Source organism: Methanolapillus millepedarum, assembly GCF_032594115.1.
GTDB lineage: Archaea > Halobacteriota > Methanosarcinia > Methanosarcinales > Methanosarcinaceae > Methanolapillus > Methanolapillus millepedarum.
The window spans coordinates 1,870,405-1,885,325 of sequence record NZ_CP131060.1 but is presented as its reverse complement, the minus strand read 5'-3'; the positions used below and the strand labels follow the sequence as shown (position 1 = coordinate 1,885,325).

Annotated in this window: 15 protein-coding genes and 1 tRNA gene; 7 read left to right on the top strand and 9 right to left on the bottom strand. The window is 42.0% G+C overall.

Annotated features, from left to right (window positions below):
- Positions 1 to 10: 10 nt before the first annotated feature.
- The 3 genes from gyrB to MsAc7_RS08445 all read right to left on the bottom strand — a co-directional run bounded on the left by gyrB (position 11) and on the right by MsAc7_RS08445 (position 4,898).
- Positions 11 to 2,077 carry a DNA topoisomerase (ATP-hydrolyzing) subunit B gene (gene gyrB / locus MsAc7_RS08455; protein WP_338102475.1) on the bottom strand — a complete coding sequence of 689 codons (2,067 nt, stop codon included), beginning with the start codon at positions 2,075 to 2,077 and terminating at the stop codon, positions 11 to 13.
- Between the two features lie 466 nt (positions 2,078 to 2,543).
- Entirely contained in the window at positions 2,544 to 4,199 is a 1,656-nt protein-coding gene (locus MsAc7_RS08450; RefSeq protein WP_338102474.1) for a SulP family inorganic anion transporter, read from the bottom strand.
- A gap of 132 nt (positions 4,200 to 4,331) precedes the next feature.
- Entirely contained in the window at positions 4,332 to 4,898 is a 567-nt protein-coding gene (locus MsAc7_RS08445; protein WP_338102473.1) for a DUF4256 domain-containing protein, read from the bottom strand.
- Between the two features lie 193 nt (positions 4,899 to 5,091).
- Here MsAc7_RS08445 and MsAc7_RS08440 point away from each other — a divergent pair, with 193 nt between their 5' ends.
- Both MsAc7_RS08440 and MsAc7_RS08435 read left to right on the top strand, forming a co-directional pair.
- A complete protein-coding gene (locus tag MsAc7_RS08440) occupies positions 5,092 to 5,241 on the top strand; it encodes a hypothetical protein (RefSeq protein ID WP_338102472.1) in 150 nt (49 codons plus the stop codon).
- A gap of 195 nt (positions 5,242 to 5,436) precedes the next feature.
- Entirely contained in the window at positions 5,437 to 5,835 is a 399-nt protein-coding gene (locus MsAc7_RS08435) for a hypothetical protein (RefSeq protein WP_338102471.1), read from the top strand.
- A 157-nt stretch (positions 5,836 to 5,992) separates the two neighbouring features.
- Here the strand turns inward: MsAc7_RS08435 and MsAc7_RS08430 are convergent, their stop codons facing one another.
- Both MsAc7_RS08430 and MsAc7_RS08425 read right to left on the bottom strand, forming a co-directional pair.
- Positions 5,993 to 7,003 carry a hypothetical protein gene (locus MsAc7_RS08430; RefSeq protein ID WP_338102470.1) on the bottom strand — a complete coding sequence of 337 codons (1,011 nt, stop codon included), beginning with the start codon at positions 7,001 to 7,003 and terminating at the stop codon, positions 5,993 to 5,995.
- Positions 7,004 to 7,047: 44 nt separating this feature from the next.
- Positions 7,048 to 7,119, bottom strand: a tRNA-Thr gene (locus MsAc7_RS08425).
- A 190-nt stretch (positions 7,120 to 7,309) separates the two neighbouring features.
- Here MsAc7_RS08425 and MsAc7_RS08420 point away from each other — a divergent pair.
- The 3 genes from MsAc7_RS08420 (at position 7,310) to hisC (ending at position 10,404) form a co-directional block, all read left to right on the top strand.
- Positions 7,310 to 7,990 (top strand): flavin reductase family protein, encoded by a 681-nt coding sequence (locus MsAc7_RS08420; protein WP_338102469.1) that lies wholly within the window; start codon positions 7,310 to 7,312, stop codon positions 7,988 to 7,990.
- A 117-nt stretch (positions 7,991 to 8,107) separates the two neighbouring features.
- On the top strand, positions 8,108 to 9,283 hold the full coding sequence (locus MsAc7_RS08415) for an aspartate aminotransferase family protein (protein ID WP_338102468.1): 1,176 nt from the start codon (positions 8,108 to 8,110) through the stop codon (positions 9,281 to 9,283).
- 17 nt (positions 9,284 to 9,300) lie between these two features.
- Positions 9,301 to 10,404, top strand: coding sequence for a histidinol-phosphate transaminase (hisC, locus tag MsAc7_RS08410; RefSeq protein WP_338102467.1), 1,104 nt, complete (start codon positions 9,301 to 9,303; stop codon positions 10,402 to 10,404).
- A gap of 176 nt (positions 10,405 to 10,580) precedes the next feature.
- Here hisC and MsAc7_RS08405 read toward each other — a convergent pair whose 3' ends face one another.
- Genes MsAc7_RS08405 through MsAc7_RS08395 form a run of 3 tightly spaced genes read right to left on the bottom strand, consistent with a single transcriptional unit; the run spans position 10,581 to position 12,387 of the window.
- A complete protein-coding gene (locus MsAc7_RS08405; protein ID WP_338102466.1) occupies positions 10,581 to 10,964 on the bottom strand; it encodes a dihydroneopterin aldolase family protein in 384 nt (127 codons plus the stop codon).
- Between the two features lie 18 nt (positions 10,965 to 10,982).
- Entirely contained in the window at positions 10,983 to 11,699 is a 717-nt protein-coding gene (gene pssA / locus MsAc7_RS08400) for a CDP-diacylglycerol--serine O-phosphatidyltransferase (RefSeq protein ID WP_338102465.1), read from the bottom strand.
- 34 nt (positions 11,700 to 11,733) lie between these two features.
- Positions 11,734 to 12,387, bottom strand: a complete 654-nt coding sequence (locus MsAc7_RS08395; RefSeq protein ID WP_338102464.1) for a phosphatidylserine decarboxylase — start codon at positions 12,385 to 12,387, stop codon at positions 11,734 to 11,736.
- A 163-nt stretch (positions 12,388 to 12,550) separates the two neighbouring features.
- On the opposite strand from MsAc7_RS08395, the gene MsAc7_RS08390 reads away from it, so the two are divergent.
- The gene (locus tag MsAc7_RS08390; protein WP_338102463.1) at positions 12,551 to 13,123 is read left to right on the top strand and encodes a hypothetical protein; all 573 of its coding nucleotides are present in this window, start codon (positions 12,551 to 12,553) and stop codon (positions 13,121 to 13,123) included.
- A 363-nt stretch (positions 13,124 to 13,486) separates the two neighbouring features.
- The gene (locus MsAc7_RS08385; protein ID WP_338102462.1) at positions 13,487 to 13,951 is read left to right on the top strand and encodes a hypothetical protein; all 465 of its coding nucleotides are present in this window, start codon (positions 13,487 to 13,489) and stop codon (positions 13,949 to 13,951) included.
- A gap of 133 nt (positions 13,952 to 14,084) precedes the next feature.
- On the opposite strand, the gene MsAc7_RS08380 is transcribed toward MsAc7_RS08385, so the two are convergent.
- Positions 14,085 to 14,813, bottom strand: coding sequence for a bifunctional nuclease domain-containing protein (locus tag MsAc7_RS08380; protein WP_338102461.1), 729 nt, complete (start codon positions 14,811 to 14,813; stop codon positions 14,085 to 14,087).
- Positions 14,814 to 14,921: the final 108 nt, after the last annotated feature.

Here is a 14,921-nt window from a genome sequence, read left to right as displayed (position 1 = left end):
TTTACTCACCTCAGATGTCCAAATTCACCACTTCTTTGGCGTGTTCCTGAATGAACATTTTTCTCGGAAGCACTTCATCGCCCATCAAAATCGTAAAAATTTGGTCGGCGACAATCGCGTCTTCAATCGTCACCTGAAGCAAAGTCCGGGTTTCCGGGTTCATCGTGGTTGACCAAAGCTGTTCCGGATTCATTTCTCCAAGACCTTTGTACCGCTGAACAGCCGTTCCTTTGTCACCGATTTCGTCTAATTTTGCTTTCATTTGCTTATCGGAATAGACATAATACTCCGCTTTTCCTTTCTTAATTTTATAAAGCGGCGGCTGCGCGATATAAACGTGTCCGGAGGCGACTAAATCCGGCATGTACCGGAAGAAGAATGTCAAGATAAGCGTTCGGATGTGCGCGCCGTCCACATCAGCATCAGTCATGATGATGACTTTGTGGTAACGGAGTCTTTCAAGATCCATATCTTCTCCAAGACCCGCGCCAAGCGCCGTAATGAGAGAAATGATCTCGTTATTTTTAAGCGCCTTGTCCATCCGGGTTTTTTCGACATTGAGAATTTTTCCGCGGAACGGCAAAACCGCCTGAAACGCGCGGTTTCGTCCTTGTTTGGCGGAGCCGCCGGCTGAATCTCCTTCGACCAGATAAAGTTCGCAAAGGCTCGCGTCTTTTTCGGAACAGTCGGCCAATTTTCCGGGGAGCGTGCTGACTTCAAGCGCGCTTTTCCGGCGCGTGAGTTCGCGCGCCTTTTTGGCGGCCTCACGGGCTTTTTTGGCGAGCAGCGCTTTTTCAAAAATCGCAACAGCCACTTTCGGATTTTCTTCAAAGAATTCGGAAAGGCCGTCCGACACCAAAGAGTCCACAATTCCTTTGACTTCGCTGTTTCCAAGCTTGGTTTTGGTTTGACCTTCAAATTGCGGTTCTAAGAGTTTGACACTGATAATCGCTGTCAATCCCTCTCGGATATCTTCGCCGCTTAAGCCCGACCCGTCTTTTTCAAGACCGTTCTTTTTGATGTAATCGTTGGCGGCGCGGGTGAGTGCGGATTTGAACCCGACCATGTGGGTTCCGCCTTCGGTGGTGTTGATGTTGTTGGCGAAAGAATAAACGTTTGAGTTGTAGTTTTCAGTATACTGCATCGAAATTTCAACATCAATACCGTCTTTTTGCTTTTCAAAGTAAATCGGATTTTCATGAAGCACCGCTTTTCCCAGGTTGAGGTATTTGACAAACTCAATGATGCCGCCTTCATAAAATAAGTCGTGTTTCTTTTCCCGGGAAACGACGTGTTGCGGAAGCACGGATCCTTTTTTAGATTTTTTGCCGCTGTTGCCCCCTTCTTCGTCCGCGTCTGCAAAGTCAAATTCATCCAAATTGTCTTCGACAGCATCGGCGCCGGAGATGCTTTCAAGTTCTTTTTGAAGTTCATCTTCACTCTCTCGAACGCGCTTATCCTCGGTCACAATGTGAATGCCCTTGTTTAAAAACGCAAGCTCACGCAACCGGTTGAGCAAAATATCGTACTTGAAGTCAACGGTTTCAAAAATGGTTTTATCCGGCATGAATTTGATGATGGTGCCGGTATGTTCCGATTCCCCGACCACTTCGACGCCGGATGTCGGAATGCCGTAAGCAAAAGTTTGGCGGTAAAGTTTTCCGTCGCGGCGGACTTCCGCGATGAGCCACTCGGACAGGGCGTTCACAACGGAAACACCGACGCCGTGAAGGCCGCCGGACACTTTATACGTGTTTTTGTCGAATTTTCCGCCGGCGTGAAGAATGGTTAAAACAACTTCAAGCGCCGATTTGTTATATTTGGGTTGATTATCGACCGGAATTCCGCGGCCGTCATCGATCACGGTAATACTTCCGTTTTCCTCAATCGTCATTTGGATGTTTTGACAGTAACCGGCAAGCGCTTCGTCAATACTGTTGTCCACCACTTCATATACCAGATGGTGAAGCCCGCGCGCATCGGTGCTGCCGATGTACATGCTGGGTCTTTTTCGGACGGCTTCCAACCCTTCTAAGACTTGGATGTTGCTGCCGTCATATTTTTTGTCGTCAGTCATGGTAAATTCCTGATTTTTCAGATATAAGTATTTTAAAATGATATGAATAAAATGAAATTATGCGCAATAACAAATATTTGTGAAATAAAATATAATGAAATGAAAACGCAAACGTACGTGATAATTTTGAACTTGAAACGATCATTTCAAAACGTGATTTATTTTTAAAAAATATTTTTTCAAAAAATCGAAGCAAACATAAAATAATCGACATCAATCAACGTTTTATTTTAATGACAATGATGGTGTTTGGAACGTATACTTAAACGGTTAAAAAAGGGTTTGAATATATATAAAATTTCCTCTTGGAATCGTGATTTGTATACGGAATTGAGAAGCAGAGAAAACAGATATTTTTTTAAAATATAAATTGGAAAAAATGGAAATAGTTTACAAACAAACAAATGGTTTGAAGATAATACGAACGAATCGTCACCTATCGCAACGATGGTTAATCCGGACCCATTTAATCCGCTTCAATCGCCAACAACGCTTCTTCAATTGTTTTTGTTGTGTGACCGCTGTCAATAAGCGATCCCAAATCGTTGTTCCGAAGATCTTGTTCCACATCCGACCGAATATGCGCGAAATAAAACTCAATACCGTCTTCCTGTAAAGACTTGATCAGAACTTCAAGTGAATCCGATGCCGTCACATCAATATTGTTGATGCCGGACGCGTCAACGATAACTGCTTTCGGCTTAGGGGTGAGTGCTTTTTCGATGCCTTTACTGAAGAGATCAATGTTTCCGAAAAAGAGGCGGGCGCTGAATCGATAGATGACGATTCCGTCAATCGGTTTCGCGTCTTTGTGAGATTTTAAATCATAAACCCCTTTTTTCCCCTCGATTTTTCCCAAATAAGCTTCTGTCGGCGCCGTAATTCCGCGGATAACATCAACAAACGACAAAATAACGCCGACCAGAACACCGAACAAAACCCCGACAAACAAAACGCCGCCTAAGGAAATGACCCAAATCCAGAACTCACTCCGGCTTTCTTTAAAAAGCGATTTCGCCAGCCTGACGTCCACAACGCCCGCGACCGCCGCGATAATAATTCCGGCAAGAACCGGCTGCGGCATGTAGTAAAGAAGTCCGCTGAAAACGGCAACAACGACCGCAATGACACCGGCCGCAACCAACGAAACAGCTTGCGTATTGCCATGGTATTGGTCGTTTGACGCCGTACAGGATGTGCTGGCGCTGACCGGCGACGCTCCTGAAAAAGCGGACAAGAAGTTGGCGGCGGAAAACGCGAAAAGTTCCCGATTTTCATCAATATCATACCGGTTTTTAAGCGCAAAACTTTTGGCGGTCATGATGGAGTCCGAAAAAACAACAACCGCAATGATCAGTCCCGACAAAATACCCATCGGTAAGTTCGGAAAACTCAGAAGATCAGGAATCATCAAAGACGGAAGACCTTTTGGAATTTCACCGACGATGGAGACGCCGAGTTGGTCCAGGCCAAAAACATAAGTCACAACAGTTCCGAGAATAAGAACCACCAGCGCCATCGGAAGTTTCGGCAAGAATTTTTTCCCGAAAAAGACGATAAGAACAGTTCCTACAGCCAGCAATAACGCATAAATGTTCAGCACCGGAATTTCGGATAAAATGCCCCACAGTTGAGAAAAAACGCTTCCATCCGGGATTGCAACACCCATTGCTTTGGGAATTTGCCTGAGAATCACGGACAAACTGATGCCGGACAAAAATCCGCTGACAACAGGCGTTGAAATGTAGCTTGCAAACCGCCCGGCCTTTAAAACCGCAAAGAGAAGCAAAAAAACCGCCGCAAAAAATGTCAAAACCGGTGCAATCGATAAAACGTCGTCCGACCCCAGAGCAATGCCGAGACTCACAACAACGGAACCGGTAATCGCGCTGGCAGCGGAATCCGGACCCATCACCAACTGTTTGGATGTCGCCAAAAAGGCGTATCCGATCATCGGCAAAATCGCGGCGTAAAGCCCGTAAATGGCGGGAAGGCCGGCAATTTGAGCGTAACCCATAGCAACCGGAATCGTCAAAGCGGCAACCACAATCCCCGCAATGAGATCGTTTTTGAGATAGGATTTTTTGTACCCTTTCAGCGTGATGAAAATGTGGTTGAACATGAAAAACAGCCTGTTAATAATTGATTAAATCCAAACATGGGAAACGAAGGAATTTAATATCGGATATATTTTAATAATTATAATTAAATAAATTTTTCCATGATACATTTATGATGGTCAACTTTTGAAACTTTACACCCGCAGAACGCCGCGAAATCCGCGGGCGCTATAATAAGACTGTGCTGTGTTGTGGTACACAAAAACATGATTGTAACGTCGGTCAGCAAAAATGGCGCCGCCGAGTTTTCGGATATCGTCCGGCGTTTTCAGCCAACTCGATGTTTTCGTATCAAAACTTCCCAGTTTCTGCAACTCTTTGTATTGTTCTTCGGTTAAAATTTCAATACCCATGGACGACGACATATCCATCGCGTTGTTTTCCGGCGGATGTTCTTTTCTTGACGTTTGCGCTTCTCGGTCGTAACAAGCATTCCGGCGGCCGTCAGGCGTTTCGGCCGAGCAGTCGTAAAAAACGTATTCACCGGTTTTCTTGTCAAAATCAACGACATCGGGTTCACCGCCTGTCTTCTCCATTTCATGAAGCGACCACAACTTTCCGGCGCTTTTTTCCAGCTTTGTTTGAAGATCGGACCACTTCAAACCTTTGTGGCGGCCACTGTTATTCTCAAAACGGGCTTTCAATTTTTTGAACAGTTCATCACGTTGCGCAGGGGATAATTCTTTTTGATTGAGTTTCATGTTGTTCGTTCCGGTAAAATCAGAGGGGATAAATAAATATATTATAATAAAATTTGAAATATATAAATTCTCTTTTTAACCATAGAAGAACAACCCAAATGCAACGTTTATATAGAAAAAACATGCAAAGTAGTAACTGATATAAGTAAACATAAATGTAAAGCCATCAATTTGTGAAAGAAGAGGTGTAAAAATGGCAACATCGTCAATAACGGATATTATCATTGTCGACAGCGACAAGTTGCAAAAAGCCTTGGATGAATTTGATAAAGAAAAATTTACAATGGACTGGGAGCCGGTAAACATTCAAGAATTACTTGAAGCCGGGAAAAAATTATTATAATTGTTGTGTGAATAGCACAATATGTCCTTAAAAATTCTTGAATTAAGATCTTATCTTGAACTTTATCCGTCGAATTCTATTTTATCTGATCTTAATTCATTTAGTTGCTCCTCGGATGAAGATTTGCAAAATTTTATCCGAAGCGGTGAGTTTATTAATTTTGAAAAGACGCACCGCTGCCGAGTTTATTTTGTATTGTCCGAAGCAGAAGATGAAGACGAAAGATGTGTTTTAAAATTGAAAACCGGAAATTACTCTGTTCTTGGCTATTTTACAATTGCTGTTAAAACTGTTTTTGAGGGGAAAATATATCCGGATCAAAGAGGCGATATTCTTGGCGGACAGAAGAACGATGTCACCTATTTAATCGGGCATTTGTGTAAAAATGATTCATATAAATGGAAAGATGGCGGTGCGTTTATGCTGAAAAGATGCATCGAAATAATTAAATCGGTCCATAACCGAGTCGGAATCAGTCTCATACTTATTGAATGTAATAATGAAAAATTGGTTAAATATTATTCAAAACATCAGTTTAAAAATGTCGGAATCAGCAAAAACGGCCTTTATCAGATGATTATAAAATTTGATTAATGGGAAAAGGGGTAAAATGCCAACATCATCAATTACAGATACCATTATTGTCGATAGAAAATAGTTGAAAAGAGTGTTAGAAAAATATGATAATGATGATTTAACTATCGGCCGATTTCGTGTCAACGCACTTGAACAGTTAGAAGCCGGAAGAAAATTACTTTGATTGTTCTTTGATTTCTTTTAAATATTTTAATTTTGACACAATTTGATTATTAATCTGAAATATTGTTCGATCAAGTTTTTCGATTACAATACTGATGTCATTCAAACATGTTTTGAAAGCTTCCATAGGAGTAATAGCTTCATCAAAACCATCAAAATGCTTATCAAATTCATTCTCAATAAAACTGTAATAATTACTCTCTGCGGGGAGTAATTTTCTAAATAGATCTTTATAATGCATCTTCCGCTCATTTTTACTTAAATTGCTTTCGGTTCGAATCGAGTCATAAAATATAAAATCCAAAATGAATTTTGCAGAGTCTTGTGCAACCGCTTCAGAACCTAAATATGCATATTGACGAATTAATGCATTAAGATCCATTATTTTGGAATTAATTTTCATAGCTACATTGTGTTCAGTCTCTTCATCTACAGTATCCCAATCAAGTGTTCCGACCTCGATTAAAAAAGTATAAAAAATAGTATGAAGAGGAATAAAATAACAATCTAATTGACTTTTTAGAAATCCAATATCTGAATTAATATTTTTTTCCTTGAGTTCATTTTGAGATTTTTTATTTATAGTGAACAAATTGTAGCCGGTAAATGCCACCAAAACAATATTTACAAGAAGAAGGAAGAAATTGAATATTGATTCAGTAGATGTTACTTCGGAATATTTCTCAGACCCAAATATCGCAATCATCATATATGCATAAAAACAAAAAAGTGATACAACTGCCATTAAAACTATGAATACAGAATAAATATTAATTGCTGATGGATTTGAATTCATTCTTTTCGCTTTAAAGAACACAAGACCATAGATAAATACTTCAAAAATAGCAGCACCGATCATGAGCAGTAATAACTTAAACAAGTAATCTGCATCATGGGAAGAAGCCTCTTTTAAAAAAAAGAGTGCAAGAAAAACAAAAACAATAGAAGTTAGAAGGAAAAGAAGAAATAAAATGGATATTAACCATTTGCTTTTATCAGCCATACTTCCCAATACCCAAAGTTTTACTTTTATTTTAATTTTAAAAAAGCCGCTGGGGGGACTTGAACCCCCGACCTGCTGATTACGAATCAGCCGCTATACCGCTAAGCCACAACGGCGCTTTTTTGATGTTAAAGAAGAAGAGGATTGTGTAAGTGTCGTTTAAAATATTTAAACTATTCTTTTGAAACGGCCAAAATCGGGTTTTTTTCGAATTTTGAAAAGAATCATTAAATAATTCAAACTCTAATAGTGTCTTGTTTTTATAAATGACAAATTATTAAGAAACATTTTACCGGAGAAATGAAAATGCCCGCCAAAAAAACCGAAACGCACAAAATTGATGTTCAAACGGAATGTACGCCGACCGACGCTAAAACAGCCGGACCGGATGATTTCAAATCCCTCGGCGCCGCCACAATTGCGCACACAACGCCGGTTTGGGTCATTGCGACCTACGACAAAACCGGACGTGCAGACGCGATGACCGCGGCTTGGGCAGGTATTGCCAATTCCACGCCGGCTTCCGTCTTTGTCGCCATCCGGCCGGGGCGCTACACCTACGAAAACATTCTGGAGCGCCGGGAATTTACGGTTTGCATTCCGTCCGAAGAATACGCAACGCACGCCGACTATTTCGGAATTGAAAGCGGACGCGAGACCGACAAATTTGAAGCGGCGGGACTGACGCCGGTCCGCGCGGGAAAAGTTAACGCGCCGTATGTTGCGGAATTTCCGATGTATCTCTCCTGCAAACTCAAAGACCGGATGAATCTCGGCTCTCACTTTGTGATTATCGGTGAAATTATCGATGTCCGCGTTCAGGAAAAAATGCTTGACAGCGACGGCAAAATTGATTTGAAGAAATTAAAACCGCTCGTTTACGCCCCGGACAGCATGAAATATTTCGGCGTCGGCGACGAAATCGGACAAGCCTTTAAGATCGGAAAAGAATTCAAAAAGCAAAAGGGCGACGGCGAACAAAAATAAAAATGAGAAAATAATTGAGAACAATCAAGAATAAGATTTAAATCAACCGATGAAATAAAACCAACAAAATAACATAAATGTCTCAACCACTTAAAACATTCATTTGAAGGAAAAAACATGGATGCCGATTCTATTTACAAATCCGTCGTCGAAAAAGACGAAAAATATGTGATGCAAACGTATGGCCGAAAGCCGCTTCTCTTTGTGAAAGGAGAAGGAACGAATTTGATTGACGTTTACGGGAAGCGCTACATCGACTGCGTTTCCGGAATTGCCGTGAACGCCACCGGCTACTCCAACCAAAGATTGGTAAAAGCCATTCAGACGCAAGCGGAGAATTTGATCCATGTCTCCAACTATTACTATAACATTCCGCAGGCGAATTTGGCGGAAAAAATCATTCAAATCACAGGCATGTCCCGCGTCTTTTTCTGCAACTCCGGCGCGGAAGCCAATGACGGCGCCTTAAAACTCGCGAAAATTCACACTAAAAAAGACAATTTCATTTCGACGCTGCACGCTTTCCACGGACGAACGATCGGATCTTTGGGAACGACCGCGAATCAAAAATACCGCGACCCGTTCGTTCCGATGGTCAAACCGGCTACATTTGTCGACTACGGAAACGCCGGTGCGATTGAAAAAGCAATCGACAAAACAATTGCCGCCGTCATACTGGAACCGGTTCAAGGCGAAGGCGGCGTTCATGTCCCGAAAAACGAGTACTTTAAAGAAGTCCGTGAAATCTGTGACAAAAAAGGCATCTTGATGATTATTGATGAAGTTCAAACCGGATTCGGTCGAACCGGAAAATGGTTCTGCAAAGACCATTACGGCGTTCAGCCGGATATTTTGACCATGTCAAAAGCGATTGCCGGCGGAATCCCGATGGGCGCTTTTGCCGCGCGGGAAGGACTCTCCTTCGGAAAAGGCGAACATGGAACCACATTCGGTGGCGGGCCGTTGGCATCGGCCGCGGCTCTTGCGGTCATTGAAACGATTGAAGAAGAAAAGCTGCTCGACAACGCCGCCAAAATGGGTGACTATTTCATGAAAAAATTGGCCGGCATGAAACGAAAAGATGTCGTTGCCATCCGCGGAAAAGGACTCATCATCGGCGTTGAATTCAACCACGAATGCGCGTATCTCATGGACGAAGCCCTTAAAATGGGTGTTTTGGTCAACGTCATTTCCGGAAACGTTCTCCGGTTGATCCCGCCATTGAATATCACAAAAGAAGACATAGACCGGGTGGTGGAAGTTATTGATTCCATCCAAAAACCGGTCCAATAAACAAATATTTGACCGATATGTCCCCCAAATATCAAAATCTGATGAACAAATCCGTGGAGGCTGTTCCCGAATATGTCCCGGGAAAATCCACCGCCCAAGTGGCTGCCGAATACGGACTGAATACGAAAAAAATCATCAAATTAAATTCCAATGAAAACCCGCTCGGGCCCTCAAAAAAAGTCCGAAAGGCGATTCGGAAAAACGCAAGTGCCGCCTCCCTCTATCCGATTGCGGACGCTTCCGATTTAAGAGAGGCACTTTTTGAATACACCGGCTTTCCGAAAGAAAATATTATGGCGGCCGGCCCCGGAATGGACAGCATCATCGATGGGATGAACAAAATATTTGTGTCGCCCGGCGACAACGTGGTGATTCCGGTTCCGACCTTTACCTATTACGGCATTTCAGCGTCCGCAGCGGGCGGCATTCCCGTGAACGTGACGCGGGAAGCCGACTTTTCCGTCAATGTTTCCAAAATAAAAGAAGCTGTGACGGAAAAAACCAAAATCATTTACGTTTGCACGCCGAACAATCCGACCGGAAATATTGTAACAGAAGCGCAAGTTCGGGAACTGGCCGGACTGAATTGCATTCTGTTCCTGGATGAAGCGTACGTTGAATTTTCGGATGCGGACAGTCTCATGAATTTGGTGCGTGAATACGACAACATTGTGATCGGACGAACTTTTTCAAAAGCGTTCGGACTTGCCGGCATGCGAATCGGTTATGTCATCGCGCCCGAATGGATTGTGAAAAAATTATTGTCCGTGATTCCGCCATTTTCCGTCAGCACACTTTCAGAAGTTGCCGCCGTTGCCGCGCTTTCCGACAAAAAACACCTCCAAAAGAGTATTGAGCTTGCCAAAGAAGGACGGAAATTTTTGATAGAAACGATTGCGGCAAAGACGCCTTACAAACCCTACCCATCAAACGGTAATTTTATCATTGTGGACATCTCTCCAAAAACGTCAAAAGAAGCCGTGGATTTTTTGCTTAGAAACGAGATCATCGTGCGCAGCTGCGACTCTTTTGAAGGCATCGGCAAAAACACAGTTCGAATCACCATCGGAACCCGGAAAATGAATCAAAAGGTGGTTGAGGCTTTGAAGAAATTCAAATAAGCCGTTGCTTTTTTTATTTTTGTTTTACTTTCTTTCATTTCTTTCTATTTTCCAATTTTTCTCTTTTTTGATTATCGGGCAGCAACGCGCGCGTTATGGCGACACATTTTCATTTAGATTCTTAAAAAAATAGAAGAAGGGAATTTAAAAAAGAGCCAAAATGAAAGCCGGAATCATCATTCTTCAACTTGATCCACTTTCATCAGCGGATAGTTGAGTTTTTCATCAAATTGAAGGGACGCGAAAACACGAACGGAATTGTACCGAACAACTAATTTGACGTCCAACATTTTTCCACTCAACTCCGTGTACTTGAATGTTGAATTCAGCTCCTCTTCAATCATTTTTTCATTGATTTTAACGGAAACGTTTTCCGCAAAAGGCTGAACAGAAATGCTTTTTTGAATGGCGGATTCAACAGCGATTTTGTTTTCAAGAGACAGCGGCGTTCCGATAAACTGGTGGTAAAGAGCGCCGAGTTTGATACCGGCCTCAAAAAGAGCATTGTCGCGGTCGGTAATATTTCCGTTGATATTTTTGTTGATTTCTTCTCGGACCATTTTTCGCCCCCGTCAAAATCAAATGCTTTTACCGCGGCGGATAAATGCCGGAGACACCAAATAGACCAACAACAAAATGAAAAGAATTCCCGGGAAAAGGAAGGAGAAAGCATTTGTCAAAAACGCTGACAAAACCGCCAGCGTAAAGATTCCAATGAGAATCAGAAACGTCCGAGATTTGGTGACTTTCACATACGGAATGGTGCTGACCATCACAAAGGACAACAACAACATGAAAACAAGCAAAATCGCTGACTCATACGGCATCAAAATCTTTAAAAAATCGAATGGTGACGCCGTGTATTGAATCTTTTCTAAAAAAAGAGCTAAACCGGCTAAAAAAACAGCCGCGCCGGTAATCGGTATTCCCGAATAACCGGGGGTTTTTGACGGAAACGCATTGTAACGGGCTAATCTCAAAACACCGCACAAAACATAAAAAACCGCAACAACAGCCGCAATAGCGCTTCCGGAAATTGAATAAATCAAAACAGCCGGCAAAACGCCGAACGAAACGGTATCAGCTAATGAATCAATATGTTCGCCAAGCGGGCCGGAAGACGTTTTACGCGCGACATATCCGTCCATGCCGTCAGCCACCGCCGCCAGTAAAATGCAAACGGTCGCCAAGCTGAATTCACCGAGAATGGCGAGAAATAGACCGGTCATCCCGAAAAGAATGTTTACCAACGACACATAATCGGGCGGTTTGATCAGTTTGATTAAATTGGACACGAAAATCACGACAAGTCATAAAATAATCATAAACTTATATATTCGTCGGTGTTGGCAAAAGCTCTCGAACTTCTTGAGACGATTCTATTTTGGCGATGACCGTTTCACCGGCTTTGACTTTTTGCCATTTTCTCACCTGAATGCAAAACGAATCCGGAACGGTCACATCAACCCGCGAACCGAACAAAATCGTTCCAACCCGCTGGTTTTGAAAAACGGAATCGCCGCAGGCAACATAAGGACGAATCCGGCGAACGCCGGTTCCCGCGATTTGCGTCAGTTCAACAATCCCGTGCGGCGTTTCAAGAAGCGTGACAAGCCGCTCGTTTCGGTCGGAATCTTTGGAAAACGCCGGCCGATAAGAACCCGCAATGTGCCGGACCGATAACACTTTCCCGGGAAGCGGGGACCGGTTGACGTGAACATCCGTGATGTTCATAAAAATACAAAGCTTTCGTCCCCGGATATCAACAATCCGCCCGTCTGCCGGCGACAACATATGCGCTTCGCAGATTTCGCCGTAACGTTCCGGGTCTCTGAAAAAGAGGAGAAAGAAAATAAAAAGCAAAAACGACGAAACGGACAGGACCGCAAAAGCGGGGTGGTGAAAGACGAAGCCGGCCAAAAAAGAAGCGGCAAATATCATCAAAATGGCCGATAAACATTTTTCACATCCTTTGGCGAGCATAAAATCCATCCTGAAGTTTTGAAACTCATGGAAATCATTTTATTAAAAACTTATTAAATTGAAACGAATAATAAAAGAAATTATATAAAATAAAGGCATAAGGCATGATTAATGTTATTGTTTTTAATCAAAACAAAAACAAAATCCAAAGGGGATAATAATTATGAAAATGAAAACAGTATTATGCGCCATCGTTCTTGTTTTAATTTTAGCGGCCGGCGCTGCCGGATGTCTTTCCGGAAATGACAACAACACAACAAACGCAAGCAATACCACCAATCAAACAAACACCACCAACCAGACAAACACAACAAATACAACAAACACAAGCAACACGACCAATCAAACAAACACCACCGATAACAACACAAGCAATGTGACCAATGTCACATACCAGCAGGCTCAAGTCGATTCTGTCATGATTCGCCTCAACGGGCGCGAAGTTGTCGCAACTTCTAACATAACATTACATAACGGATGCGAAAAGGTAGACGATACTAATATAACCGTCACCGGAAACGTATCAACGGATAAAAGCTGTACCGTTTACGTTCCAATCAAAACTGAAGGAGATGTTTGTACTCAGGAAATCCGGAAGGCTTACGCAGATGCCGATTTAGGGAATTTGGACAAAATGGAAGATGGCGATTATACAGTGACGGTCAATGGTGTTGAAGCCGCTTTCAGAGTGAACACCGATGCCAACAGAATCAAAGGAATTTTGCAAATTAAATAAAATCAAATAATCGGATCAATTTTAAAATCGGTGATAGAAGCACCGATTTATTTTTTTTACTTATTTTTTACTATTTTCATTTTAGTTCTTACTATTTTCATTTAGTTCTTACTATTTTTATTCCGGTTTTCATTCCTGTGGATTTGAATTTTCTTCTAATTTCATATATAAATTTCACTTAACAACGAAACTGAGTTCTGGAATTATATATTTGAAAAAATAATAGACAGAAAACGTAAACTTAAATACAATCAACAAATAATATATTGCAAATATTCTTTAATTCATTTTAGATTAAGATGAATGACAAGAATAATAAAATAAGAATAATATACTCGTTAACAAAAAATCAGGGTGGTCCGAATGATTCCGAAATTTAAATTAGCATTACCCGTTTTTGCCTTATTTGTTTTAATTATTTTTGCCGCCGCCGTCGGCGGATGTTTGGGTTCAGACAATTCGACAAAAGTAACTTATCAACCGGCAGAAATCGAATCCGTGAAAGTGATTCAAGACAACGGCACAATCTACGCCATCACAAATGTGACAATTAATGGCGGATGCCAGAGTTTAGATGAACAAAACATCACTGCGCCGACACCGGGAAGCAAACCGGAAAACAATGAATTTGATATTTACATTCCGGTGAAAGTTCAAGGAGAGACTTGTACCGCCATCATCAGCTGGAAGGAAAAGGATTTCGAACTCGGAAAAGTGTTTGACTTGCCGGATGGAGACTACACGGTCAAAGTCAACGACAAAACCGCGATGTTTAATATTAAAAGCGAATCCAACACAACAAAAGTGTTTACCGTTTACGAACAATAAATAATACGAACCCCAAATTTCAGAAAAATTGAAAAGGGCCGCAAATTTATGGCGGCCGTTTTCAATATTCCCCCTTTTTGACTTACACTTTTTGACTTACACTTTTTGATGTTTTCTTTCAGAAGGAGACTTTTTAAAGCTCAAAATTTGCTCCAAGTCCTTCCATGTCAAAAAAATCAACAAACTTGACGGCAAGCGTTTCTTTGGTCATCCGAATCGGCGTGTGCGTCCGGTAAGCGAGCGCGATTCCGTCTCCCGGACTGATGTCAAAATGAGACAGAAATTTGGAACGGGTGACCAGAACGCAGCACAATTTGCCGTCGCAAATTTCAAGTTCAATGGCTTCTAAAAGAATATTAAATTCCGAAAAAATCGCGAGCAACACATCATACATCGTCGCCGACGGAAACGATTTTCTTTCCATCATATACTTGATGAAAAGATATTCAAAATAGCCGACAAAAACCGGCAGCACGTTTTTGTCCGAATCTTTCAAAAAAATAATCGGAACCGGAAAATTTTCATGGTAAAATAATCCGGCGCGAAGGACTTCAAGCTCCAAATAATCTTTATCCGATTCGACTGTTTTGTCTTTGCCGACGTATTTGGCGTTGGACCCGAAAATTCCGCTCCGGCTTGTGTACCCGCGTTTACGTTCGCCGTCTCGGTTGTTTTCAAACCGGTCTTGCCGGCTTTGCGGTTCGTTTTGACGGATTCTTTCGTTCGAATGACTTGGCTCGGGCTCATTTGAACCGGGCGCGTTATTGCCGCCGGAACCTGAAGTGCCGCATTGTGTTTCTCGATTTTCGTTTCTGTAATTACTCCGAATTTCACGGATGATAAATTCACGATCTGCTTTCATTTTTAAACCTCCTGAAGAGTCAAGAGAAGAAAAAACAAAAAGCAGAAAAAGGTTTTTAAATAAATACGGGGACGATAGATTTAATTTTTATAAAAAATTCATTTTGAA

Excerpts from the sequence above, each read along its gene's own strand:
- MsAc7_RS08395 (WP_338102464.1), bottom strand. The coding sequence starts at position 12,387 with ATGCTCGCCAAAGGATGTGAAAAATGTTTATCGGCCATTTTGATGATA.
- MsAc7_RS08450 (WP_338102474.1), bottom strand. The coding sequence starts at position 4,199 with ATGTTCAACCACATTTTCATCACGCTGAAAGGGTACAAAAAATCCTAT.
- hisC (WP_338102467.1), top strand. The coding sequence starts at position 9,301 with ATGTCCCCCAAATATCAAAATCTGATGAACAAATCCGTGGAGGCTGTT.
- MsAc7_RS08415 (WP_338102468.1), top strand. The coding sequence starts at position 8,108 with ATGGATGCCGATTCTATTTACAAATCCGTCGTCGAAAAAGACGAAAAA.
- MsAc7_RS08445 (WP_338102473.1), bottom strand. The coding sequence starts at position 4,898 with ATGAAACTCAATCAAAAAGAATTATCCCCTGCGCAACGTGATGAACTG.
- MsAc7_RS08430 (WP_338102470.1), bottom strand. The coding sequence starts at position 7,003 with ATGGCTGATAAAAGCAAATGGTTAATATCCATTTTATTTCTTCTTTTC.
- MsAc7_RS08440 (WP_338102472.1), top strand. The coding sequence starts at position 5,092 with ATGGCAACATCGTCAATAACGGATATTATCATTGTCGACAGCGACAAG.
- MsAc7_RS08380 (WP_338102461.1), bottom strand. The coding sequence starts at position 14,813 with ATGAAAGCAGATCGTGAATTTATCATCCGTGAAATTCGGAGTAATTAC.
- MsAc7_RS08385 (WP_338102462.1), top strand. The coding sequence starts at position 13,487 with ATGATTCCGAAATTTAAATTAGCATTACCCGTTTTTGCCTTATTTGTT.
- MsAc7_RS08420 (WP_338102469.1), top strand. The coding sequence starts at position 7,310 with ATGCCCGCCAAAAAAACCGAAACGCACAAAATTGATGTTCAAACGGAA.
- MsAc7_RS08390 (WP_338102463.1), top strand. The coding sequence starts at position 12,551 with ATGAAAATGAAAACAGTATTATGCGCCATCGTTCTTGTTTTAATTTTA.
- MsAc7_RS08405 (WP_338102466.1), bottom strand. The coding sequence starts at position 10,964 with ATGGTCCGAGAAGAAATCAACAAAAATATCAACGGAAATATTACCGAC.
- gyrB (WP_338102475.1), bottom strand. The coding sequence starts at position 2,077 with ATGACTGACGACAAAAAATATGACGGCAGCAACATCCAAGTCTTAGAA.